The following is a 23,927-nucleotide window of genomic DNA, read 5'->3' as shown; positions in this document are numbered from 1 at the left end:
TCAAGGCGGCCGCCACCGTTACCCGATCTTGACCAAAACTATTTCTCGCCGTTCTGTCGGCTGGCGTCCAGTTCTGACTTGAACGCGTCGTATCGTGCCCGGTGAGCGGGTCGGCGACGAATGATCGCCCACGCGATACCCAGAACCACGAACCAGATCGGTGTGACGACAAGTGCCTGCAGGGTGTCGTCCTTGGTTGTCAACGCCCAGAGGATGAAGACGAAGAACGCGAGCACGACCCAGCACATCACGATGCCGCCGGGCATCTTGAACTTCGACGCCTCGTGCAGGTGCGGACGACGCTTCCGGTACACCATGTAACTCGCCAGGATGATCGTCCACACGAACATGAACAGCAGCGCCGAGATGGTCGTGACGACGGTGAAGGCCTCGATCACGGAATCGCCCGAGAACAGCAGGATCAACGACGCCAGCAAGAAGATGCAGGAGAACATCAGGGCGTTCGCGGGGACCTTGCGCGAGTTCAGCTTGCCGAGTGCCCGCGGTGCGTCGCCCTCCTGTGCAAGGCCGAACACCATGCGCGAGGTGGAGTAGATACCCGAGTTGGCCGAAGACGCAGCGGAGGTCAGCACGACGAAGTTGATGACAGATGCAGCGATGCCGAGGCCGGCGAGTGTGAACATGGCGACGAACGGACTCTTGTCAGCGCTGATTTCGCGCCACGGAGTCACCGCGATGATCACGGTCAGTGCAACGACGTAGAACAGCAGGACACGAATGGGGATGGAGTTGATGGCCTTCGGCAGGTTCTTCTCCGGGTCCTTCGCCTCGGCGGCGGTGGTGCCGACCAGTTCGATGCCCACGAAGGCGAACACGGCGATCTGGAAGCCGGCCACGAAGCCCATGAATCCGGTCGGGAACATGCCGCCGTCGTTCCAGAGGTTGTCGATACCCGAGGTGGCACCGTTCGGCGCCGTGAACCCGGAGACGACCATGACGAGGCCGACGATGATCAGGCTGACGATGGCGACGATCTTGATCAGTGCGAACCAGAACTCTGTTTCACCGAAGGCGCGAACGGTCGGGAGATTGAGGAGCAGCAGCGCCGCGATCGTCAGCAAAGCAGGTATCCATGCCGCGAGACCTGGCCACCAGTATTTGAAGTATCCGGAAATCGCGATGACGTCCGCGATGCCGGTGACGATCCAGCAGAACCAGTAGGTCCATCCGGTGAAGAACCCCGCCCAGGGGCCCAGCAGATCCGCGGCGAAGTCGGAGAACGACTTGTACGCCATGTTCGAGAGCAGCAACTCCCCCATCGCCCGCATGACGAAGAAGAGCATGAAGCCGATGATCATGTACACGAAGATCACGGAGGGCCCGGCAAGCGAGATCGTCTTGCCCGATCCCATGAACAGTCCGGTGCCGATGGCACCACCAATCGCGATCAGCTGGATATGCCGGTTGGACAGCTGACGTGAAAGGTGGGGGTCTTCGCCGGACGGCTTCGTCAGGTCTGGTGTATTCGCGTGGTCGGACACGGAGGATCCCCCTCGTCATACGGTTCATCCGGGGCATCGAAATCGTGCCCGTCGGGGGAACCTCGGAAAATGTGCTCTCTCAAAGTACGCGTGCACTGGCTCACATCAAGCATCGGAAAGCGGACGCCGATAACCTGTCGAGGTGAACACTGACAGCACGGCCCATCAAGACGGACATATCGCCGCGACGCTGTTCGATTTCTCCGGAACCCTCTTCCGTTTGGAGGAGAGCGACGATTGGACCGAGCACCTCGTCGATCACCAAGGCGATCCGCTCGACGTGCACGCTCAAGCCGAGTTGATGCGTCGGATGACCGCGCCGGTGGGCAGAACCGTCGAGATGGACGAAGCCGGGATCTACGCGTGGGAGAACCGCGACCGGGATCCGAAGTTGCATCGCCAGGCTTACCTCGACGTGTTGAGTAAGTCCGGGGTGCCCGATCCCGTTCGAGCCGAAGCTTTCTACGCGCTGCTGGTCGATCCGGACCAGTGGTCGCCGTACCCGGATACCGGTGAGGTCCTGAAGTCATTGTCGGAGAAGGGCGTACGCACTGCCGTCTTGAGCAACATCGCCTTCGACATCCGTCCGGCGTTCGTCGACCGCGGCTGGGACGTCTGGGTCGACGAGTTCGTCCTGTCGTTCGAGGTGGGTGCAGTCAAACCGGAACCCGCGATCTTCGAATACGCCCTGGCACAGCTGGATGTGGATGCGGCGCAGACCCTGATGATCGGTGACAGCGACGTCGCCGACGGCGCGGCCCGAGACGTCGGTTGCCAGTTCGCACTCGTCGATCCCCTGCCGACGACCGAACGTCCGCACGCGCTACTCGACGCAGTGCGGAAGTTCGGGCTTCTGTAGGGAGCGCTCAGCAGTCGCCCGACTTACCGACTGTCTCGTATTCGCCGATGGCAGCAACCTTCTCGGCAGAGGCGCTCTGAGCGTCGAAGTGGTAGCCCAACCACTCCTTCGCCAGCCGTCTGGCGAGTTCGAGGCCGACCACTCGCTGCCCGAAACACAAGACCTGTGCGTCGTTGCTGAGCACTGATCTCTCCACCGAGAAACTGTCGTGGGCAGTCACCGCCCGGATCCCCGGGACCTTGTTGGCGCTGATAGCGACGCCCAATCCTGTTCCACACACGAGGAGCGCCCGGTCGGCTTTGCCGTCGGCCACCAACCTCGCGGCAGTAACAGCAACGTGCGGATACGCAGTGTGCTCGTCGTTCCCGACGCCGACATCGGTCACGACCTCCACGCGGTCGTCGGCTTCGAGGTCGGTCTTGAGTGCCTGCTTGTACTCCAAGCCGGCATCGTCGCAACCGACGACGATACGAAGTCGCTCAGCCATGATCGTGCTCCTTGCGTTCAGAGTTCGTGTTCAAGAAATCAGCGACGGTACGGACACACATCGCCATGGATATCGCGCCGGCGTCCGGGGTCCCGACGCTCCGTTCTGCCAGCGGTCGTGCCCGACCCACCAGCGGGCGCAATTGCGCCGTGGCGTCGGCTGCGGTCTGGGCAACGTCGGCGGCTTCGTCCCACGCTTGCGCCGTGAGGACCCCGTTTCCGACTGCGGCACTCAAGGTTTCCACGAACGGCCACAGAGCATCGAGCATCGTTTTGTCGCCTAGTTTTGCTCCACCGAGCGCCACTATCGCGTCATAGCCCGCCCGTACACCGTCAGCCAGGTCATGGGCGCCTGGCTGTCCCTTGTCACCCAACCTGGTCCCCATCGCCGTAAGCGCGGCACCCCACAGCACGCCGGACGTCCCGCCCGCCTTTGCTGCCCAGGCTTCACCCGCTGCAGTCAAAACTCCTTGTGGACCGGCACCCTGCGCGGCTGCGGCCTGCGCTGCCAGCGTCGCGTATTCGGTTCCGCGAACCATCCCGCGCCCGTGGTCTCCATCACCTGCCACCGCATCGATGCGACCCAGTTCTTCTTCGTTGACCGCCATCACCCGAGCGAGAGCATCGATCACCGTAGCCACAGTTTCTCCGCACAGCCGTCCCCGGTCGTCGCCCGCAGCGCTCACACCGGACGTCTCTTGCACGGAAGTGGTAGTACGACGCTCCCCCGATCGTGTTGCCACACCGAATGTTCCGCGCCGAAATGCCGGAGTGTCCGCGGCTGCGGTCCAGAACGATTCGAGTTCCTCGTCCAGCCACATGAGCGTCAGTGAACAACCGGCCATGTCGAGGCTGGTCACCAACTCTCCGACCTCCGGCGAGACAACCGTGTATCCGGCCTCCCGCAACAGCTTCGCCGCGGTAGCCCAGACCACGAACAATTCCTCGTACTTGGTACGCCCGAGTCCGTTGAGGATCACTGCGACGCGGGTCCCGGAGCCGTCCGGCCGTTCGGCAAGCACACCGTCGACCAATAGCTTCGCCAGTTCTGCGGCACTTGGCATCTCGTGCGTGGACACACCCGGTTCTCCGTGAATGCCCAGCCCCAGATCCATCATTCCGGTTTCCACGGCGAACAGTGGGTGATCTGCGCCCGGCATGGTACATCCGTCGAAAGCAACACCGAGTGTTCGCGTGTTGTCGTTTGCCGCGCGTCCTACTCGCTGTACCTCGTCGAGGTCGTATCCTGCTTCCGCAGCCGCCGATGCGATCTTGAACACCGTGAAATCACCGGCGATTCCGCGCCGCTTCGTGATGTCCTCCGCGGATGCACTGGCAATATCGTCGGTGACCGGTAGGTACCGAGCGTCGATTCCCTCGTGCGCCAAAGCTTGCACTGCGAGCGAGAAGTTCATCACGTCACCCGCGTAATTTCCGGTCGTCAGAAGCACGCCGGCACCGCTGTCTACAGCGCGAGCGACGGAGGTCGCCTCCGCTGCGGAGGGAGACGTGAAGATATTTCCCACTACTGCGCCGTCGGCGAACCCCGGCCCGACAACACCACAGAACGCGGGATAGTGGCCGGAACCGCCACCTACGACGACCGCAACCTTGCCCGGTCGAGTCTCCTGGGCACGTACAACACCGCCTGGCACACCGACAACATAGTCGGAGTTGGCGTCGAGGAAACCCTCGAGCATGTCTTCCGTAAATGTCGCGGGGTCGTTGAATAGCCGAGTCATGACAAAATACCTCTAACGCAGTCGATTTCCGGTTTCGGGGTCGAATAGATAGACACGTTCAGGAAGAGCAGTCGCCGCGCACTCGTCGCCTGCCGCAAACCTCTCGTGGGCCGGTGTCTGAACCATCAGCGTTGATCCCGAGCCCGTCGACTCGGTTCCCGCTGCATTCACCTGCACCAAACCGAACTCCATCAGGTGCTCGAAATGCTTCACGTGCACCGTGATCTGCCGATGCCCGGCAGGCCCCGACACCATAGTCATGTCTTGGGGGCGAACTCCGACCCGAACCGACTGCCCCTCAACGACATTGCGTGTCGAGACCGGTAAGGTACCAGCCGAGCCTATGGCAACAACCGCAGATCCGTTCTCGAGGCGCACAATTCCGTCGAACATGTTGATCTGCGGTTCGCCCACGAACTCCGCCACGAAGATGTTAGCTGGATCGTCGAACACCTCGTCAGGAGTGCCGTACTGCTGGATGATGCCACCGTCCATCACCGCAAGCCGGTCGGCCAAGCTCAGCGCTTCGACCTGGTCGTGAGTGACCACGATTGTGGTGTAGCCGAATTCGCGTTGCAGCATCTTCAGTTCACGCCGAACCCGTTGCCGTGCCGACGCGTCGAGGTGCGAGAGCGGTTCGTCGAGGAGCAGCACCGGCGGGTTGCGCACAAGCGCCCGAGCGAGTGCAACCCGCTGCTTCTGTCCGCTCGACAATCCTGCCGGACGCAAGTCGAGTAGGTCCTCCATCTCCAGACGACGGGCAATGGTGGACACCAGTTCGTCTGCGCCCGCTACTTTTCGGGCTTTCAATCCGTACGAGAGGTTGTCGCGCACCGAGAGCGGCGGATACAAAGCGTAGCTCTCGAATCCAACCCCGACGCCTCGTTTCCCGGGTGCCAGCTGACTGATCTTCCGGTCACCGATCAAGATCTCCCCGCTCGAGACGGTCTCCAGTCCGGCGATCATCCGAAGGGTTGTCGTCTTGCCGCATCCCGAAGGACCCAGTAGCGCAACCAATTCACCGGGTTCGATGTGCAGGTCGATTCCTTTGACCGCGTGGAATGTTGCCCGCCCACGCGAAGAGTAGGTCTTCTCCAGGTTGTCCAAGGTCAGTGATTGCGCGACCTTCGCGCCGCTACGACTATCGGCGGTAGTGGTCATCGCCCATCCTCCTGTGCTGCGTAGGTCGTTACACTTTCGCCGGTCCTACCGGCGCCGACGATCGCGCTGCCGAGTCGTCGACTGTCTGTTCCTTCTGGTGCGCCCTCGAACAGGTGAATGTTCTGGCGAGCCACTTCCACAACGATCTCGGCACCTTCGACCGCGAGCGAACCACCCGACGACAGACCGATCATCGTGACCCCGCCGCCGAGATCTATCGAGAGTTCGACATTGCGGCCAAGCCGCTCTACCAGTTGAATCCGGCCGCGTACGGCCACCGCGGCGGAGTTTCCCGAGTAATCTGCGCGAATCTCGATGTCACACGGTCGGATACCGATTCGAGCGCCGACCGACGACGAAATCGAAATGTCGGCCGGAATCGCGACCTCCAGCTCGGTGCCCAGAACCCGGAGCACCGCGCCGTCGACCGCTGCGTCGAACACGTTGATCTCGGGTTGACCGAGCGAGCGTGCCACGAACGTGTCAGCGGGCGCATGCCAGATGTTGGCCGGGGTGTCGATCTGGACCAGCCGCCCTTCCCTCAGGATTGCGATTCGATCACCCAGCGCGAGCGCTTCCTGATAGTCGTGCGTCACGTACACCGTTGTGGTATTGGACATCTGGCCGAGCTGACGCAATTCTGCACGCATCGCAGCACGTAGTTTGGCGTCGAGGTGTGAGAGCGGCTCGTCGAGGAGGTACACGTCAGCCGGCCGCACCAGCACACGACCGAGTGCGACACGCTGCCGTTGTCCATTGGACAACTCTCGCGGGAACCGCTCGAGCAAGTGGTTGATTCCCAGCGTTTTCGTGACCGCGTCGATACGGCGCTTCTGCTCGTCCTCCGAGTATTTTCCGGTTCGACCGGATTTGAGTGGTGACGCCAGATTCTCCGACACCGTCTTCTGCGGGTAGAGGGCGTAACTCTCGAAGGCCATGGCGACGTTACGGTGGTATGGCTCGACGAGAGTCATGTCCACTCCACCGATGTCGACGGTACCGTCGTCGACTTCGACGAGTCCGGCTATCGACTTGAGCGTCGTGGTCTTGCCTGCGCCGGAAGGTCCCAGAATGACCAGGAATTCACCGTCTGCCACGTCGAGGTCGATACCGTCGATGCCCACGGTCTTTCCGTAGTGCTTCGTCAATGCTTTGACAGTAAGTGCGACCATCAGGATTTCACCGCCCCAAACGACAGTCCGCGGACAAGGTATCGCTGAATCGTCAACGCCAGAATCAGCGGTGGTAGAGCAGCGATCACCGCCGCCGCAGCTGTCAGGTTGTAGTAGGCCTGTCCGCCGCCACCGAGGAACTTGGTCACCGCGACGGTGACGGTTCCTGCGTTACTGTCGGCCAGGATGAGAGGGAATACGTAGTTGTTCCACGCGAAGATGAACGAAAGCAAAGCTGCCGCAGCGATTCCGGGACGAACAAGTGGCAGTGCCACCATCACGAACGCGCGCTTACGGGTGTATCCGTCCAACAATGCTGCTTGCTCGAGGTCTTCGGGAAGGTCTTCGAAGTACGAGCGCAGGATCCAGACCACCAGAGGCATCGTCACCAGTTGAAGAACCCACACCATCCCGAGTTTGGTGTCGAACAACCCGATCTGGTTGTAGATGACGAACAGCGGGACGATCACCATCAGCTCCGGCGCAAAGCGGAAGGAAAGCATGTTGAACATCAAATCGTTGGATCCCTTGTACTTCCAACGCCCGGCAGCATACGCCGCCGGAATTCCGACAGCCAACGAAACAAGAACAGCGCCACCACAATTGATCAAGCTGGTCAGCAGGGCCGACTTGAAGTCGACACTCGTCAGATCCGTGCCCTTCTGACTCAGCACGGTTCCGAAGTTCTCGAACGTGGGACTGAACTTGAAGTATGTGGTGGTCTGCTCGGCCGGAGTCTTCAGCGCCAGCAGAAACATCCACAGGATGGGAAAGAGCGAGAAGACGAACCACACGACCAACACGATGTCCGCGGCTACGGCACCGACGGTGAATCTCTTCTGGCCTGGCATCAATTCACTGGCCATGACTTTACGACTCCGCTCCGGCAGCACGACGCTGCGCCTTGCCCAACACGCTCACCAGATAGCGCGCGGTGACGAACACGATGATCCACAGCAAGAACATGTAGGTGCTGCCGCGGGAATAGTCGAGATTGATGATCGAATCCTCGAATGCACCGATCTGGAGCGTTCGGGTGGACAGTCCTGGTCCACCCGCAGTCAGGACGTACACCGCGTCGAACACTTTGAGGTTGTCCATGAATCGGAAGATCACGGCGACCAGAATGTAGGGCCACAACATAGGCAGCATGAGCCTGCGGAACATGTAGAACCAACTGGCACCGTCCACCTCGGATGCTTCGAACGGCTCCTTCGGCAGCGAACGCATTCCGGCGAGAACAAGAATCGCCACGAAGGGAGTGAAGATCCACAGGTCCACCAGAATGACCGACCACAGTGCATTCTGACTGCTCAACCAGTCGAATGTGTTACCCAGTCCAAGAACGTGATTCAAAATTCCGAACTGCGGATTGAACATCAGTTTCCAGATCACACCGGCGATGACAGGTGCAATCATCAATGGAAGGATCAGCACCTTCTCGAAGATCTTCCCGATCAAGCTCGAACGGTTGAGCAGCAACGCGATGCCGACGCCGATCACGGTTTCGACCGCTGTGGCAACAATCGCGAAGACTCCGGTCACGCGCACGCTGGTCCAGAAGCTCGAGTCGCCCAGGACACTCGCGAAGTTCTTGAACCACACGAACTGTGGATCAGGATTCACCGCTGCGTAATTCAGGAACGAGTAGTACGCGCCGATCACGAACGGGTAGAGAATTCCGACAACGATCACCACAGCCGGAATCGAGAGGATGTAGGGTCGCAACTTGCGTCGCCACATCGGCACTTCGGGAGGTTCGACGTTGCGGGGCGATGCGTCTGCCGGTTTCGCGGAGGGTGCCTCCGACGGCGGACGGGTGGATTGGGTAGTCACTATTCCTTACTCCCTTGCTCCGGTGATCCGCCGCGGATCAGAGGTTTACCTTGGATGTGTTGGTCTTGGCGAGCGAGGAGAGCGTCGACTGCGCATCCTTGCCGCCGTAGATGTCCTGCAGCGCCACGGCCCAGTCCTCCGTGGTGTCGAAGAACTTCTTCTGAGGCGTGAACTGGATTTTGGAACTGCCGATCACCGTCTCGAATGTTTCGAGGTAGCCCGGCATACCATCGCCGACTTCCTGTTTGAAAGTCTCGTCGAACACGGACTTGCGTACAGGGTTCGCGAAGATACCCGATTTGACGGCGTCGTTGAGTGTTCCCTTGCTGGTGGCCCACTGCAGGAAAAGCCAGGCCGCATGCTTTTTCTCGGAACGCGCATTCATCGCCAGCGACCACGTCCACAAGTTGGTCGCATAGCTGCCGTCCGGCCCGGCCGGCCCCGGGTACCAAGCGAGGTTCCCGGCTTCCCGACTCGCTCCGGGCTTGTTCTTCGGGTACGTCGCACTGTCTGCGTCGTACACCATCATTGCCTTGCCGTCACCGAGATCGCCTGTTGCCTGCGGATAGTCGTACGTTGTCCACGAAGTCGGTCCGGCAGCGTGCATCATGTCGATCCACTTCTGCGTGAAGGCCACCGCCTTGTCCGAATCCATGGTGGCGACCAGTTCGCCATCGCGGAGTTCGTAGTCCTTGGCACCCTCGCGGCTGAACTGCGTCATGAATCCGGGGTGAATCGTCGCCCAGGACTTCGACCCTCGCGTGGCGATTCCGTAGACGTTCTCACTTCGATCCGTGAGATCCGTTGCAAGTTCGATCAATCCGTCGAATGTGTCAGGGAGTGTAATTCCCTTGTCGTCGAAAACCCTCTTGTTGTAAGTGACGACATTGTTCTCGAAGCCCAACGGTAACGCCCACTGTCCCCCTGTTCCGAGAGGGGATCCCAGTTCGAAATCCCAACGGGTAGAAGTTCGCAGCCCCTCGTAGATATCTTCGAAGTCGTATTCGTCGCTCGTGGCGGACGTGTTCTCGAGCCACGGTTTCAGGTCCTCCAGCCAAGCCGGTGGACCGTACTGCCAGATGAAGTACGCACCGAGCATGAACACGTCGTGCTTACCGGTTCCGCCTGCGAGTTCGGTGTTGAGTTTGGTGAAGTAGTCCGCCTCCGGCACCAGATCCGCCTTGACCGTGATTCCGGTCAGCTCGGTGAAATCAGCAAGGAGTGGCTGCAACGCCTGCTGATACGGGTGCGGAGTCTGCAGGATGTTGATGCTCGCGCCTTCCAGCGCCCGCCAATTGAATCCGCCGGTCACCTCGGACGCGCCGTTAGTCGGCTTCTCACCACCGCCGACACCACAGGCGGAAAGTATGGGCACACTTGCAGCAGCCATTCCCGCGATACCGAACGCCCGCAGCATCTCTCGACGAGAGAGCTGCGGGCCACCGCTGTAAGGGACGCGGGGTGTGAAACGACTCATGTGGATTCTCCGCTGAATGGATGAGTGGGATCTCGAACGACCTGCGGCACAGGTCGGTTGTGCGAACTGTCAGGGAATGAGTGAGACCTTCACGGACTCGGCGCCACTGGCGACCAGATCGAGCCCCTTCTGGAAATCTTCCAGCGGAAGCTGATGCGTGCAGATCTTGTCCATCGGGAGCAGGCCGGACTCGATCATCCGGATTGCGGCAGGCCAGCAGTCGGGCCCCAGGTGCGCCCCGAGGACATCAAGTTCCTTGTCGTCGCTGATGATGCTCCAGTCGACGCTGACGTCGTCTTTGAACACCCCGTATTCGACGTAGGTGCCAAGCTTACGCAAGATGTTGAGGCCCTGGGGAACTGCGGACGGATGGCCTGTCCCTTCGAGATAGACATCGGCCCCGTACCCGTCGGTGAGATCCTTGACGATCTGCACGGCGTCCTCGTCGGCGATGTTGATGACGATGTCGGCTCCGCACAGTTTGGCGAGCTCGAGCTTTTCCGGTGCCATGTCGAGAGCGATCACGTGCGCGGGGCTTTTTGCTCGCGCCCCGGCGACCATTCCCAGCCCGATCGGCCCGCAGCCCGCAACCACAACAACGTCGTCGAAGGTAATGCCTGCTCGTTCGACTGCATGTAGTGAGCACGACAGCGGCTCGGCAAAGGCGGCATGCGCTGCCGGCAGATCCTTGGATACCTTGTGCACCAGAGCTTCCACTGGGTAGACCATGAATTCGGCCATCGCGCCGGGGGTGACACGCTTGAATCCGTACAGGTTGTGCGGCTGGCACATGTGATACTGCCCGCGCTTGCAGTAGCGGCACTCCCAACACGGGACGATCTGTTCGGAGACCACACGGTCGCCCACCTGGATCCCCCAGCGCTTCGACCCTGCCGCATCGATCGAGACAACCTCACCGACAAATTCGTGCCCCGGAATGACCTCGGTCTCGGCCCAAGCCGGACGGTTTTCGTCGCCCCAGAATTTTGCGGCACCGTGGTAGCACTTCAAGTCGCTCGCACAGATTCCGACTGCTTCGACCCGAACCAGCGCTTCACCGGGGCCCGGTACAGGCTTCGGCACTTCTTCGAGTCGATAGTCGCGCGGACCGTGGCAGATGACCGCCTTCATCGTCTCGGACATCTTTGTCTCCTCTTGGGATCAGGTCTGGATGGGGCGCAATGCGCTGGTCCAGTAGCTGCACATGAACACAATTTCATGTGTCGGCGGTCACAGTATCGGATCCTTTTACATATGTCCAGCACAATTGTTCATTTGAACTAGGTGCGTGAGCATCTGTTCATGCGGTACCTTTCTGTCATGCCGATCAGCAGCTCAGACGCGATGCCACTACCCGCATCCACGCCTGCCGGCTCGACATCGACCAGCACAAACAGCACATTCACGCGCGCGTTGCTCTACACCGCGGCCAAGCTCTACTACGACGAAGAAGCTACTCAGGCCGAAGTCGCAAAAGCCCTCGGCACCAGCCGTGCCACTGTCAGTCGCATGCTTTCCGAGGCGCGACGGCAGGGCATAGTCCGCATCCAGGTCGTACCGCCGCAAGAAGAAGCACACGGAAGCCTGGCCGAGCGGTTGCGCGTCAAACTCGGACTGCACCGCGTGTACCTGTCTGGACCTCTGCCCACTCCGGCGCAGCAGAAGGGCACGGTCGACGTCATGGGCTCGGTACTTGCCCCGGCGACAGCCGAGGCCCTCGCCGGGGCCGGCCTCATGCCAGGTGACGTACTGCTCGTGTCCTCCGGGCGCACGGTATACGAAGTCGCACAATATGATCTGACACCCATCCCAGGGGTCCTCGTCGCTCCCACTGTTGGTGGCAACGACCAACCGGAAGAGTGGTACCAGACCAACGAGATCACCCGCTTGATCTCGAACAAGATCGGCGGACGTCCGAATTATCTTTTTGCGCCGGCGCTTCCAGGACCCGATCTGTATCCGACCCTCACCAAGGATCCGGCCATACAGCGAGTTCTCGGCCTGTGGCCACAGGCTCGGGCTATCCTCATGGGCATCGGCGCTCCACCTCTACTGCGCGCCGACATTCCGCAGTTCGTCCCGATAACGTCGTCATCGCTTCGAGAAGCCGTGGGCGACATCTGCTCTCGATTCTACGATCGCGACGGCAACACCGTCGACTTCCCCGGTAGCGAACGCCTTATTGCGCTCGAACTGTCTGCACTGCAAGATATCCCGGTGGGCATCGCCGTGGCCGTCGGCGCCGAGAAAGTCGCTCCTATCATTGCCGGTGCGCGCAGCCGGTACTTCAATCAACTTGTCACCGACCCAACCACCGCACAACAGATACTTGCGGTCGAGTAACTTCGAAAGGCTTTGCCATGCCTACTGCGTCAGCTCGCCCGCTCGCCGGAAAACGCGCTCTTGTCACCGGAGCGTCGAAAGGCATCGGCGCGCAAATCGCACACGCCTTTGCCCAGGCCGGCGCGGACGTAATCGTCTCCGGTCGTAGCCGCTGCGAACTGACAACGCTGGCCGACCGACTCCGCGACAGTTTTGCCGTCCGCGCCGAGATTCTCGTTGCAGATCTCGCATTACCCGACGCACCGACACAGGTCGCACAGGAGTCTCTCGCGGTATTCGGTGGCCTGGATGTGCTGGTCAACAACGCTGGAATCTCGTATCCCGAATTTGTCACCGACATCACCGAACCCAACTTCGACGCGGTTCTGAACGTCAACCTCCGTGCGCCGGCCTTGCTAGCCGCGAAGATCGGCTCAGCCATGGCCGACGCGGGCGGCGGAGCCATCGTGACGGTTGCTTCGGCAGCAGCCTTGCGCGCGTTGCCCGAGCACTATTCGTACTGCATCGCAAAGGCCGGGTTGGTGATGGCCACCAAAGTGCTTGCCTTGGAATTAGGTAGCCGCGGCGTCCGGGCCAACTCGGTCTGCCCGACGGTTGTACTCACCGAGATGGGCCAGACGGTATGGGGTGAACACGACAAGGCTGCACCAATGTTGAACCGTATCCCGACTGGGCGCTTTGCCATGCCGGACGAGGTATCCGAAGCCGTCGTCTGGCTGGCGTCGGATGCCGCCGCCATGGTGAACGGAACCGACCTTCCCATCGATGGCGGCTACCTCGTAAGCTGAGCGGCCGAAGCCATCGGACCGTTCAGCCGAACTCGGCGAGGGCGTGGATCTGTTCTTTCGTCGACGGGTACAGCGTCAACCACGTTTGATACAAATCCTCGTACATCGCCTTGTTGGCTGCGTTCGGCACTACTTCGTGCGACAGAGTCGTCCAATCGGTATCCGGCGCAACAAGTCCGGTCCCGATCGCAGCCAACAGCGCATCGCCGTAGCTGGCGCCGATGGTCTGAGCCGGAACCAACTGCGTGTGTCCGGTGATGTCGCTGATCGCCTGTGTCCAGACCCGACTCTTGACCCCGCCTCCCACAGCGATCGTGCGGCGAACAGGTTCATCTGTGTCACCGAACATTTCGAGTATCTGACGGATTCCGAAGGCGATACCTTCATAGGCGGCCCGAAACAGATGCCCCCGGCCGTGGCGCAACGACAGTCCTGCGACGACGCCTCTGGCTTTGGGGTCGAACACGGGGGTACGTTCGCCGGCGAAGTACGGCAGGATCAGCAGCCCTTCGGCGCCGGCCGGCACGGCCTCGGCCTCGGCGAGCAACTGTTCGAATGGTGCATCACCGGTGAGCTTTTGAAGCCATCCGGTCAGGCTTCCGGCAGTGGAAGTGCCGGCCGCGAGTGCCAGAGTATTCTCCTGAACCCCTGCGGTTGTCCACAGTGCCGGATTGCTGTGAAACTTGTCGAGCACCTGTACCAGGAACATCGTCGACCCGTACATGAGCATGAGATCCCCGGGATGGCGGGCCCCCACACTGAACCCCTCGGAAAAGGCGTCGACAGTACCCGCGACAACGGGCGTCCCGGCAGGTAGTCCGGTCTGCTCGGCCGCATCAGCATGTACCAGTCCGACAACATCACTCGGCCATACCAAACGAGGCGATTCCAGATGCCCCAGAATGCGATCCAGCCAATCGGATTTCCAGCTGAAGTCTCGGACCGAATAAAGCGGATCACACTGACTGGCCGTGTGATGATCCTGAACGTACTCACCGGTCAGCTTTGCGGCGATGTACGAATTCGAGCCGTACCACCGCGTCGCCGCGGCAAAAGTTTCCGGTTCATGGATGCGTACCCACTCGATCTTCGGTCCGACGGCCTGACTCGACAGGAGTTTGCCACCACAATCGAGTATTGCCTCCTCGCTGAACAATTCGGTCAGCGAGGCCACTTCTGCCGAGGCTCGACTGTCGATTCCGTAGAGGATAGCCGGACGAACAGGACGAAGTTCACTGTCGCACAACACCAGTGCCGGACCGACGCCACTGACACATACGCCGGCCACCTTGGCAATCGTGGGAACCTGCGCCACAAGACGTTTCGATATCTCACAGACCTCGGACCACCACATCTTCTCGGCGTCCACCTCGGCCCACCCAGGGCGGGGCATCGAGATCTGGTGATCGATCTGCTCGGTCGCCAGGACCACACCGTCAGGGGTCACCAGAACCCCTTTGCTGCTACCCGTCCCCATGTCTATACCTACCAACAAGTCCACGGAGTCACCCTAACCGAGCGAGCGGTGTCAGGCTCTGTGGTTACACACCTTCGGTGAGTTCGCGCAACGACGCGTAGCGCTCGCGCACGTGGGGAGCTGGTTCGGCGTCGAATCGTCGCTCTTCCGGTTTCGGCCACACCGGCGGCTGCGTGTCCCCGGACAGTGCCCATGCTGCTTGCCTGCATGCCCCTTCGGCGACGTACTCACCCGGAGCAGGGATTACGACCGGAACTCCGAGAATTGCCGGCGCAATCTCACAGAGAGCGCGAGACTTCGCTCCGCCTCCGACGAGGAGAACTCGCTTCACCTCGACGCCCTGACGAACCAGATCGTCGACGCCGTCGGCCAAGCCGCACAGGAGCCCTTCGACTGCGGCGCGCGCGAAATGCGCCGGCGTCGAGTTCTGCAGCCGGAAGCCGTGCATTGCTCCCGTGGCGTCGGGGCGGTTGGGCGTCCGCTCGCCCTCGAAGTACGGAATCATGACCAGTCCGTCGTTTCCGAGGGGCGCGGTCAACGCCAACCGGGACAGTTCGGCGTGATCGACACCGAGAATGGACGCCGTCGCATCAAGAATGCGCGCGCCGTTGAGAGTGCACACGAGCGGCAGGTGCAGACCGGTTGCGTCCGCGAATCCTGCCACGTTTCCACTGGGATCGTGCGTGGGGGTGGCCGATACAGCCGACACGACGCCGGATGTTCCGATCGAGATGATCACGTCACCGGGGACTGCTCCCAAACCCAGTGCGGCTGCGGCATTGTCACCCGTACCCGGTCCGATGATTCCCCCGGAGCCAGTGTTTCCGATCTTTTCGTTCGGCGATGCAACTCGGGGAACATGGGGGGTGCGATCGCGAAATGCCAACGCCAGCAAGTCGGTACGGTATTCGCGCGTCGAGGCAGCGTAATAGCCGGTTCCACTTGCGTCGCCCGCGTCTGTGGCGAGCTCCTCGATTGAACCGGACCCGCCCAATTTCCAGGACAGCCAGTCATGCGGAAGACACACCGCGGCAGTGCGATCGGCGTTGCCTGGCTCGTGATCTGCGAGCCATCGAAGCTTGCTTGCCGTGACCGCGGCGACCGGAACTACGCCAACCGCGTCGGCCCACGCCTTCGATCCGCCGAGTTCTTCGACCAGATCCGTCGCAGCCTTCGCCGAACGAGTGTCGTTCCACAGCAGCGCCGGCCTGACGACCTCGCCGCCGCTGTCCAGACACACCATGCCGTGCTGTTGAGCTCCGACGGATACCGCTGCGACGTCGCCGAGCCCGCCCGCCGCGGCGATTGCATTGTCCATCGCCTCGAGCCAGCATGTCGGATCTATCTCGGTACCGACGGGATGGGCCGCCCGCCCTTCTCGTACCAGTTCTCCCGAATCGGCATCACGGACAATGACTTTGCACGACTGGGTAGACGAATCGATACCGGCTACGAGGGTCACACTGGCGTCCTTTCCGAAGGACCGTCAGCTCGCGTTGGCGACCGCGGGCATCCGGTTGCTGCGCTTACGCAGCGATCGCACATATTCTGCGCGCTCGGTCTCCGTCATTCCACCCCAGATGCCGTAAGGCTCGTGGACGGAGAGTGCGTGTTCGCGGCACTGCTGGAGTACAGGGCACGTCGCGCAGACCTTCTTGGCGTTGCGTTCACGGTTCTCGCGAGCGTGTCCACGCTCGCCGTCCGGGTGGAAGTAGACCGCGGAATCGTGCCCACGGCACGCTCCCTGCAGCTGCCAGTCCCACACTTCGGCGGTCGGGTACGGCATCGGAAGGTGCTTGTGCATGATGGCGACCTCAATTCCTTACTCGGGTGAAACGGATTCGGGTGACTCGGGGCTGACGCCGGGTCGGACTTATCGACGCCTGGCCGATTGGCCGAGTCGATGTGCACAGACCGTTGCGAGTTCGCCGGTGACCGGCGGAGTCAGCGCTACGACGCCGTCGTCGAGAATTGCCTGCAGCCTGCGGAAATACTCGTCCGGGGCGAGGCCGAAGGTTACAAAGATCTCTTCGTCAGGTCCACCGTCGAACTGCTGCCACTTACGTGCGAACTCGACGATCTCTTGTGTATCGGTGCGGCTCATCAGGTTCTCCCCTGTTTGTGCGCCCTGCTTCACAGAAACTGCGACTCGTCTCCTCGGACGCCCGTGGCAGTGAGTCAAGACACAGACTATGCCTACTTCTGCTTTTTCACAAGACCTACTTACGTCTTTTTGTGGACAAAGTATGCCAACTTTCGCACGCTGAAGTTACCGACGAGGAATGCTTGAATAGGACAATGACCCGACCGTCCACGACTCCGGCTACCGCGGGAGAGGTATTCACGCTGATACGCAGCGGTTCCGCGACCACGCGCAGCGAGATCGGGAAGCTCACCGGCCTGTCCAGGACGGCGGTATCGGCCAGGGTTGCAGCACTTCAATCGCTTGGTTTGATCGCCGATGACGACGAGGGCCCGTCGACGGGCGGCCGGCCGCCGTCCACTCTCACCTTCGCGAACTCGTCCGGCGTGGTTCTCGTCGTGGCAATCGGTCGATCGCGGGCACAACTTGCCGTCACCGACCTGGCGGGCACGATCCTCGCGGCAGAAGACATCGACAAGTCGGTCGGGGTCGGCCCCGACGAACTGATGCCCGAAATTGCCGAGCATCTTTCGTCACTACTGGCCCAGGTCCACCGCGCACCTACCGAGGTCATCGGAATCGGACTGAGCATTCCCGGAACGGTCGACGTCGCCGCGGGAGCGAGCCTCGACTCTCCGATGATGGCGGGATGGGACGGCGTCGCTCTTGCCCCCTATCTGGCATCGGTGACCACGGCGCCACTGTTCGCCGACAACGATGCCAACGTGATGGCCCTGGCCGAATTGAGCGAACGACGCGAGAGTGCGCCCAACCTCCTGATGATCAAGGCGTCAACCGGCCTCGGCGCAGGAATCGTCATGGGCGGAATCCTCCAACGCGGTTCACTCGGAGCGTCCGGCGAGATCGGGCATACCAAAACCGCTGCAGCGCGGGGCATGAAGTGTCGCTGCGGCGATGTCGGCTGCGTCGAAACCGTCGCCAGCGGTTGGGCTCTCGTGCACGCCCTCCGAGATCAGGGCCGAAGCGTCGGGCACGTGCGTGACGTTGTCCGCCTCGCCCTGGACGGCGACAGTGAAGCCCGCCGGCTCATCAGAAGCAGCGGCCGACTTATCGGCGACGTCATTTCCGGCGCGGTAAACCTCCTCAATCCCGAGGTCCTGATCATCGGCGGCGACATGGCCGAGGCAGACGAGCTCTTCCTCGCCGGACTTCGGGAGTCCGTCTACGGCAACGCAACGGCGCTTGCCACCCGAAAGCTTCAGATCGCTTCGGTCAGCCACGGCGCACAATCCGGGATCCTCGGTTGTGCGGTTCTCGTCCTCGACCATCTGCTCAGCGCCAGGGAAATCGATCTGCGGATCGCCGCGTCGCTCCACACCTGAGCAACTGATTTCTCGCATGCTCTGAACCAGATAATCAGACCTTTCCAGCACCCCTTGTGTTGACGCTCACACTTCTGCATAATTCATTACCTACCGATCATTCGGTTGCCAATATCGACAATGAGATCGCGCAGGAACGCTCCGAGTCAGCCAAAAGCATGCACCGAGCACACCGGCAACGTCGCAGATCGAACAGCGTTTCTCCCCTGTTCCGACTTCGCAGTTCACCGCGCCGGTGAACCACGTGACTGGCAGAAAGTAGCTCGATGACCACAACCAGAACTGGCACCAAGCCCGCCGCGAAGGAGTACGACCGCGCCGCGATGGCGTCGATGGTCGGCACCACCGTCGAGTGGTACGACTTCTTCATCTACGCCCAAGCCGCAGCCCTGATCTTTGCCGACCTGTTCTTCAAGCCGATGGGCTCGGCAGGCCAGATCGTCTCCTACGTCACGGTCGGCATCAGCTTTGTCTTCCGTCCTCTCGGCGCCATCGTGGCCGGATATCTCGGCGACAGACTCGGCCGTAAACGTGTCCTGGTCGCGACGTTGGCGATGATGGGGGCCGCGACGGTTCTCATCGGCGCGCTGCCGACGTATGCCTCGATCGGGATCTGGGCGCCGATCCTGTTGATCCTTCTCAGAATCGTGCAGGGATTCTCGACGGGCGGCGAATGGGGTGGGGCTGCTCTTCTTGCCGTCGAACACGCACCCACCAAGCGTCGAGGATTCTTCGGAGCGTTCGTCCAGATGGGCGTACCGCTCGGAATGTTGCTCGCCACCGGCGTTTTGGCACTGTGCACGTTCACCCTCACGGACGAACAGTTCACCACCTGGGGATGGCGAGTGCCGTTCCTGCTCAGCGTCGTGCTGATCGGCGTCGGCTTCTACATTCGAAGCAAGGTCAGCGAGTCACCCGTGTTCGCCGAACTCAAGGAACGCCGCACCGAGAGCAACACGCCTATCCGAACTCTGTTCAAGAAACACCCGAAGCAGGTCGTACTCGCGGCCCTCTCCTTCATCGGCACAAACGGCAACGGCTACATGGTGATCGGCGGATTCATCGTCGCGTACGCAACCAAGACCTACGGCCTGGGTAAGACCGAACTACTGATTGCCACGCTCGCAAGTGCAGTCACGTGGGGCGTTTTCACCATGATCGGCGCTTACTGGTCGGATCGGCGCGGCCGCACCACGGTGATGAACGTCGGCAACCTCGCAATGATCCTCTTCGCGGTGCCGTTCTTCCTCCTCATCGACACCGGCAATCTCGGCTGGATCTACGTGGCAATGATCCTGTTCTCGGTCGGACTCGGACTGTCGTACGGACCTCAACCGGCATTGTTCGCCGAACTGTTCCCAGCTTCGATCCGCTACAGCGGCGCGTCGATCTCCTACGCCGTCGGCACCATTTTCGGCGGCGCCTTTGCTCCCACCGTCGCCCAATGGCTCCTCGGCAAGACCGGTGGCACTCTTGCCATCTCGATCTATCTCGCCCTGTTGGCCGCAGTGTCGTTCGTCGCCACGATGCTCATCAAGGACCGATCTGGACGAGATCTGATGGTGTAATCGGCCTGAATGAGAACGCCCCACGGCGACGCGATGCCGGAGTTTGTCAGCCGAACTTTCGAATGGCGAACTCCGGCAACGTCTTCGCAGTATTCGCGGAGCGTACGATCTTGTGGTTCTTGCCTCTCATCAGCGCCAGTTGGATCCGCGATTCGATCCAGAACGCACCGCGTGGCGATCGGTTCCAGGTCTTGTGCAGCAACGTCTTCGTCGCTGCGACGGCGTCCGGCGAGCGAGTCATGATCTGCGACAACAGTTCCTGTGCCGGTTTGATCGGATTGTCACTTACTCCGCTCACGAACCCCCACTCGAGAGCCTGATTTCCATCGAACAGTTCAGCAGTCATGGCGAGGCGTTTCACGACGTCCATCGCCGCGAGTTCGCGCATCGTAACCGTTCCGGTCATGTCGGGGATCAATCCCCACTTCGCCTCCATCACCGAGAACGTGCAATCAGGGGTGGTGAATCGAAAGTCTGCGGCGAGCGCCAATTGCAGTCCCCCGCCGAAGCAGTGGCCGTGAACGACCGCGATGACCGGCACGGGCAATTCGCGCCACACCCAGCACGCACGTTGAAAGAGGTTGGTCTTCTGACCGGGAAATTTCGCAAAGGCCTTGGCCATCCGGCTCGGCTGCTTGCCGGCAGAAGCGAAGTCCAATCCGGCCGAGAATGCGTCGCCCGCGCCTTGCAGAACCACGCCCCGGATCGAACGATCAGTTCTGATCGTTCGGGCCGCGTCCACCAGCGCGTCGAGCATGTCCAGATCGAGACCGTTGAGTTTCTCCGGCCGGTTCATCGTCACGTACGCCACCGACTGCACTACCTCGACACGAACACGATCACTCACGGCAACTCCTCCGATTCGACATATCCCCGACGAACTTACCTGAGAGTAAGTTCGTCGGGGATTCGTCATACCATCTCGGCAAGAAGTTCCATCGTCACTTGCCCGGCCGGATCCGAATCAGTGGATGAAGGCACGGCCACGACGGTGTCCACACCGACCGCTCGATACGCCTCGAGTTGCTCGCGCGCATCGGCCGCGGTTCCCACGATTCCCACTGTCGCGACCATCGCGTCCGAGACCTGACTCAAGATCTCTCGAGGCGCGGTCCCGGCCCTGGCTGCCTCGATCACGGATGCAAACCCTGCTCGTACGAACATGTCCGAGTACCCGGGGGCAGCGAGATACGGCACAAGCCCACGTCTGAGCTGATCGATCGACATCTGAGTTGGGCCTTCGGTTGCCACGGCCGCCGGCGCCCAAACCGACACCTGGGGCATTGGCGTTTCCATTTCAGCCGCGATTTCCTTGCACCGTGCGATCAGGCGCCCCGCTTGCTCCGGGCTGACCAGATTGAGCACCAGTTCGTCGCCCAACTCCACCGCGGCGCGAAGGGCCTTGTCTCCGAAAGCTGCAACGATCAGCCGCCCACCCGGCGGCTGAAGTCGCAGTCGGTATCCACTGGTCCGCATCACCGTTCCGGCGACTTCGCCCCGCTCGCCGTTCATCAGCGCTCGCACAGCGCAGGCTGACTCCGCGAGTGCACGTGCGGCCCCGGATCTGCTTCGCCCATGCCATTTTTCGACCACGACAGTGCTGGACGTGCCCAACGCTATCGACACGTGACGCCCGGTCAGGTCGGCTACCGACGCCGCCCCGATCGCGATCATCGCCGGATCACGAACCGTCACCGCGAGCGGGCCGACCACCAACTCGGAGTGCTCGAAGCCGGCGCCGACTGACGTCGCCAGAGCAAAGGCGTCGTACGTCGCCATCTCCCCCACCCACACTCGGCCGAACCCCAGTTTGTCGGCGAGGCGTGCAGTAGTGGTCACCTCCCGCGGCGGACGGTCCTGCCACAAGCCCAGGGAGATATCGATCGTAGGCAGTCGGCTATTCGAAATCGGAGACAAGACCCATTCCCTTCAAGAGTGTCGGACGGTCGTAGTATTCGAGCCACTCTGTGACCAGCCCGTCTGCCATGCTGAGGATTCCGACAACAGGAACGACGCCGTGGGTTCCGTCGAAGTGGAAATCGTCCACTCGCTGTACAAAAACCCTGCCGTCGATCACGCCGAGCGACTCGATCTTCAGGGTGATCCGTTCACACTTGCTTGCCAGCAATGCAATTCGGCCCGCTACAGCCTCCTTGCCGACAAGCGGTTCCTGCATCACGCTGTGGAGCACACCGTCTTCGGCGAACAGGTCGACGACGCGTGCCCAGTCCATGACGTCCCACGCCTGGAACATCTCACGCGCCAACGCAAGCTTGTCACTGTCGTTCATCACACTCATGCCACACTCTTCTGTCGAAGCTCACGCTTGAGGATCTTTCCGGTCGAATTGCGCGGCAGTTCTTTCCGAATCTCCAGCCGCTCGGGAAGTTTGTACGACGCGATGCGCTTGTCCTTCAGGAACGCAACCAGAGCATCGAGTTCGAGTTCCGTCTCGGGTCGAAGTGTCACCACTGCTGCGACGCGCTCACCGAGCACTTCGTCGGGGTCGCCGATGACGGCCACGTCCGCGACGGCCGGATGCTCGGCGATCAACCCCTCCAATTCGGCTGGAGCGATGTTCATTCCACCGCGGATCACCAGGTCCTTGCCTCGATCCAGGTAGCGGAGGAATTGTCCGTGATCACCGGCAATCTCGAAGATATCTCCGGTGCACAGGAATCCGCGTTCGTCGAACGGTGACGGCCGATCGCCGAGATAGCCGGCAAAGACCGTCGGTCCGCTGATTCGCAACTCACCCGGGTGCCCGACTTCCGTGATGTCCTCGCCAGTGACCACGTCGACCAAGCGAACGTCCATCCAGTCCGAGATCCTGGTGCTCCAGCGAAAGTTCTCGACACCGAAACGAGGGAAGTACCGTGCGCGGTCGTCCGGATCCGGCATGTCCGCAGGCGAGGAGAGCAGACTGATGCCTTCGTTGGATCCGAAGAAGTTGATGACTCCGATTCCATATCGCTCCTGCCATCCCCGCACCATCGGAGGTTGCAGTGGCACAGAACCCGAACCGATCCGCGTCAAGCTCGACAGATCGACCGCCGCGAGCATCGACTCGTCGGCAAGCAGCATCCACAACAGAGCAGGCGGCGCTACCGTGTATGTCACCCGCTCGGCCTCGATCTGTCCGAGGAACACTCGAAGGTCGAACGGGTGGTGCTGTACCAGTACACATCCCGTGCGGAGCCAGGGCAGGAACATTCCGTTGATTCCGGCCATGTTGACCATCGGGAACGGGTTAAGCAGGACGTCGTCGACGACGATGTCGGGAGCATCGATCGTGGCCCAGCAGATGGCCAGCCACTCGTAGTGCGAACGTGGGACCCCCTTCGGCTCGCTTTCGGTTCCGGAGGTCCAACAGATCGTCATCGCGTCGTTGGGGTCGTTCGGATCTTCGGTGTTTCGTCTGTCCAGAGCACTTCGCTGCGATTCGGTGGCTGCGCGAGGACTCAGCCCCACGACGCCGGTGGGAAGCTCAGCCGGAAGCTCTGATTCGGGAGCGTAGACGAATACCGATCTCAGAGAGGCAATCCGGGATCTGATTGCAGCGATCTCCGTAGCCGGGAATCTGTCGCCGAAGCTGGGCACGGTGACAAATGCTGCAAACGCCGCCTGGTTGGCCATTCCTTCCACTTCACGTTCGCGGTACTGCATGGGCAAGGGTGAGACCACGATCCCCAGCGACCACGCTGCAAGGTAGACCTCGACCAGTTCGACGGTGTTAGGCATCTGAACGCCCAGAACGTCTCCCCGGCCCAAGCCTGCCTCGGTGAAGCGCGCAGCGAGCGAGATGACTTCGCTCTCCAGTTCGTTCCAACTGAGGCGTCGTGGATCTCCGCCGGACAACTCGCTGCGGTTCGCCGGATCAACTACGGCAAGCTCGTCCCCTCGGGTCCGCACCTGCACCCGGAACACGTGATCGATCGTCTCGTCGGACCACCACCCTTTCGAGGTGTATTCGTCCACCTTGACGCGAGGATGCAATCCCCTGTGTGTCTTGTTCATTCGCGCACTCGAT

22 protein-coding genes are annotated in these 23,927 nt (G+C 61.3%); 5 read left to right on the top strand and 17 right to left on the bottom strand.

The genetic code is table 11. The annotated features are described in order from the left end of the window. Positions 1 to 38: 38 nt before the first annotated feature. A complete protein-coding gene (cycA, locus tag QMA15_RS02065) occupies positions 39 to 1,502 on the bottom strand; it encodes a D-serine/D-alanine/glycine transporter (RefSeq protein ID WP_290283614.1) in 1,464 nt (487 codons plus the stop codon). Between the two features lie 142 nt (positions 1,503 to 1,644). On the opposite strand from cycA, the gene QMA15_RS02060 reads away from it, so the two are divergent. Next, positions 1,645 to 2,361 carry an HAD-IA family hydrolase gene (locus QMA15_RS02060; RefSeq protein WP_020908678.1) on the top strand — a complete coding sequence of 239 codons (717 nt, stop codon included), beginning with the start codon at positions 1,645 to 1,647 and terminating at the stop codon, positions 2,359 to 2,361. Between the two features lie 7 nt (positions 2,362 to 2,368). Here QMA15_RS02060 and QMA15_RS02055 read toward each other — a convergent pair whose 3' ends face one another. The 8 genes from QMA15_RS02055 to eltD form a co-directional block, all read right to left on the bottom strand. After that, on the bottom strand, positions 2,369 to 2,848 hold the full coding sequence (locus QMA15_RS02055; RefSeq protein WP_290283613.1) for a ribose-5-phosphate isomerase: 480 nt from the start codon (positions 2,846 to 2,848) through the stop codon (positions 2,369 to 2,371). Next, positions 2,841 to 4,589 (bottom strand): dihydroxyacetone kinase family protein, encoded by a 1,749-nt coding sequence (locus QMA15_RS02050; protein ID WP_021345198.1) that lies wholly within the window; start codon positions 4,587 to 4,589, stop codon positions 2,841 to 2,843. The genes QMA15_RS02055 and QMA15_RS02050 overlap by 8 nt, the downstream gene beginning before the upstream one ends. Before the next feature lie 12 nt (positions 4,590 to 4,601). Further along, positions 4,602 to 5,750, bottom strand: a complete 1,149-nt coding sequence (locus QMA15_RS02045; protein WP_021345199.1) for an ABC transporter ATP-binding protein — start codon at positions 5,748 to 5,750, stop codon at positions 4,602 to 4,604. Continuing rightward, entirely contained in the window at positions 5,747 to 6,922 is a 1,176-nt protein-coding gene (locus tag QMA15_RS02040) for an ABC transporter ATP-binding protein (protein WP_290283612.1), read from the bottom strand. The genes QMA15_RS02045 and QMA15_RS02040 overlap by 4 nt, the downstream gene beginning before the upstream one ends. Further along, entirely contained in the window at positions 6,922 to 7,788 is an 867-nt protein-coding gene (locus QMA15_RS02035; RefSeq protein ID WP_290283611.1) for a carbohydrate ABC transporter permease, read from the bottom strand. The genes QMA15_RS02040 and QMA15_RS02035 overlap by 1 nt, the downstream gene beginning before the upstream one ends. A gap of 4 nt (positions 7,789 to 7,792) precedes the next feature. Then, positions 7,793 to 8,665 (bottom strand): sugar ABC transporter permease, encoded by an 873-nt coding sequence (locus QMA15_RS02030; RefSeq protein ID WP_021345202.1) that lies wholly within the window; start codon positions 8,663 to 8,665, stop codon positions 7,793 to 7,795. Positions 8,666 to 8,795: 130 nt separating this feature from the next. After that, positions 8,796 to 10,175, bottom strand: a complete 1,380-nt coding sequence (locus QMA15_RS02025) for an extracellular solute-binding protein (protein ID WP_172933106.1) — start codon at positions 10,173 to 10,175, stop codon at positions 8,796 to 8,798. A gap of 129 nt (positions 10,176 to 10,304) precedes the next feature. Then, positions 10,305 to 11,378, bottom strand: a complete 1,074-nt coding sequence (gene eltD, locus QMA15_RS02020; RefSeq protein ID WP_037249529.1) for an erythritol/L-threitol dehyrogenase — start codon at positions 11,376 to 11,378, stop codon at positions 10,305 to 10,307. Between the two features lie 201 nt (positions 11,379 to 11,579). Here eltD and QMA15_RS02015 point away from each other — a divergent pair, with 201 nt between their 5' ends. Together QMA15_RS02015 and QMA15_RS02010 are read left to right on the top strand one after the other, a co-directional pair. Next, entirely contained in the window at positions 11,580 to 12,578 is a 999-nt protein-coding gene (locus QMA15_RS02015; RefSeq protein ID WP_151531546.1) for a sugar-binding domain-containing protein, read from the top strand. 17 nt (positions 12,579 to 12,595) lie between these two features. Next, the gene (locus tag QMA15_RS02010; RefSeq protein ID WP_021345206.1) at positions 12,596 to 13,366 is read left to right on the top strand and encodes a glucose 1-dehydrogenase; all 771 of its coding nucleotides are present in this window, start codon (positions 12,596 to 12,598) and stop codon (positions 13,364 to 13,366) included. A 22-nt stretch (positions 13,367 to 13,388) separates the two neighbouring features. Here QMA15_RS02010 and QMA15_RS02005 read toward each other — a convergent pair whose 3' ends face one another. The 4 genes from QMA15_RS02005 to QMA15_RS01990 all read right to left on the bottom strand — a co-directional run bounded on the left by QMA15_RS02005 (position 13,389) and on the right by QMA15_RS01990 (position 16,947). Next, entirely contained in the window at positions 13,389 to 14,867 is a 1,479-nt protein-coding gene (locus tag QMA15_RS02005; protein ID WP_031333752.1) for an FGGY-family carbohydrate kinase, read from the bottom strand. Between the two features lie 40 nt (positions 14,868 to 14,907). After that, positions 14,908 to 16,305 carry a xylulokinase gene (xylB, locus tag QMA15_RS02000; protein ID WP_290283610.1) on the bottom strand — a complete coding sequence of 466 codons (1,398 nt, stop codon included), beginning with the start codon at positions 16,303 to 16,305 and terminating at the stop codon, positions 14,908 to 14,910. 24 nt (positions 16,306 to 16,329) lie between these two features. Next, on the bottom strand, positions 16,330 to 16,647 hold the full coding sequence (locus tag QMA15_RS01995; RefSeq protein WP_003946343.1) for a WhiB family transcriptional regulator: 318 nt from the start codon (positions 16,645 to 16,647) through the stop codon (positions 16,330 to 16,332). 69 nt (positions 16,648 to 16,716) lie between these two features. Continuing rightward, positions 16,717 to 16,947, bottom strand: a complete 231-nt coding sequence (locus QMA15_RS01990) for a DUF3263 domain-containing protein (RefSeq protein WP_020970382.1) — start codon at positions 16,945 to 16,947, stop codon at positions 16,717 to 16,719. 194 nt (positions 16,948 to 17,141) lie between these two features. On the opposite strand from QMA15_RS01990, the gene QMA15_RS01985 reads away from it, so the two are divergent. Both QMA15_RS01985 and QMA15_RS01980 read left to right on the top strand, forming a co-directional pair. Then, positions 17,142 to 18,329, top strand: coding sequence for an ROK family transcriptional regulator (locus tag QMA15_RS01985; RefSeq protein ID WP_151531472.1), 1,188 nt, complete (start codon positions 17,142 to 17,144; stop codon positions 18,327 to 18,329). A 266-nt stretch (positions 18,330 to 18,595) separates the two neighbouring features. Further along, positions 18,596 to 19,897, top strand: coding sequence for an MFS transporter (locus tag QMA15_RS01980; protein WP_019744796.1), 1,302 nt, complete (start codon positions 18,596 to 18,598; stop codon positions 19,895 to 19,897). A 46-nt stretch (positions 19,898 to 19,943) separates the two neighbouring features. Here the strand turns inward: QMA15_RS01980 and QMA15_RS01975 are convergent, their stop codons facing one another. From QMA15_RS01975 to QMA15_RS01960, 4 genes are all read right to left on the bottom strand, one after another. Then, complete coding sequence (locus QMA15_RS01975; RefSeq protein ID WP_290283609.1) at positions 19,944 to 20,744, bottom strand: crotonase/enoyl-CoA hydratase family protein; 801 nt, start codon at positions 20,742 to 20,744, stop codon at positions 19,944 to 19,946. Positions 20,745 to 20,809: 65 nt separating this feature from the next. Continuing rightward, positions 20,810 to 21,763 carry an LLM class F420-dependent oxidoreductase gene (locus tag QMA15_RS01970; RefSeq protein WP_228118022.1) on the bottom strand — a complete coding sequence of 318 codons (954 nt, stop codon included), beginning with the start codon at positions 21,761 to 21,763 and terminating at the stop codon, positions 20,810 to 20,812. A gap of 31 nt (positions 21,764 to 21,794) precedes the next feature. Next, entirely contained in the window at positions 21,795 to 22,196 is a 402-nt protein-coding gene (locus QMA15_RS01965; protein WP_019744799.1) for a nuclear transport factor 2 family protein, read from the bottom strand. Then, positions 22,193 to 23,914, bottom strand: a complete 1,722-nt coding sequence (locus tag QMA15_RS01960) for a class I adenylate-forming enzyme family protein (protein WP_020908682.1) — start codon at positions 23,912 to 23,914, stop codon at positions 22,193 to 22,195. Before QMA15_RS01960 ends, QMA15_RS01965 begins: the two co-directional genes overlap by 4 nt. Between the last annotated feature and the right edge of the window lie 13 nt (positions 23,915 to 23,927).

The organism is Rhodococcus sp. APC 3903, from assembly GCF_030407755.1.
Taxonomy (GTDB): Bacteria; Actinomycetota; Actinomycetes; order Mycobacteriales; family Mycobacteriaceae; genus Rhodococcus_F; species Rhodococcus_F erythropolis.
The sequence above is the reverse complement of the archived record's forward strand: the minus strand, read 5'-3'. Positions and strand labels throughout refer to the sequence as shown.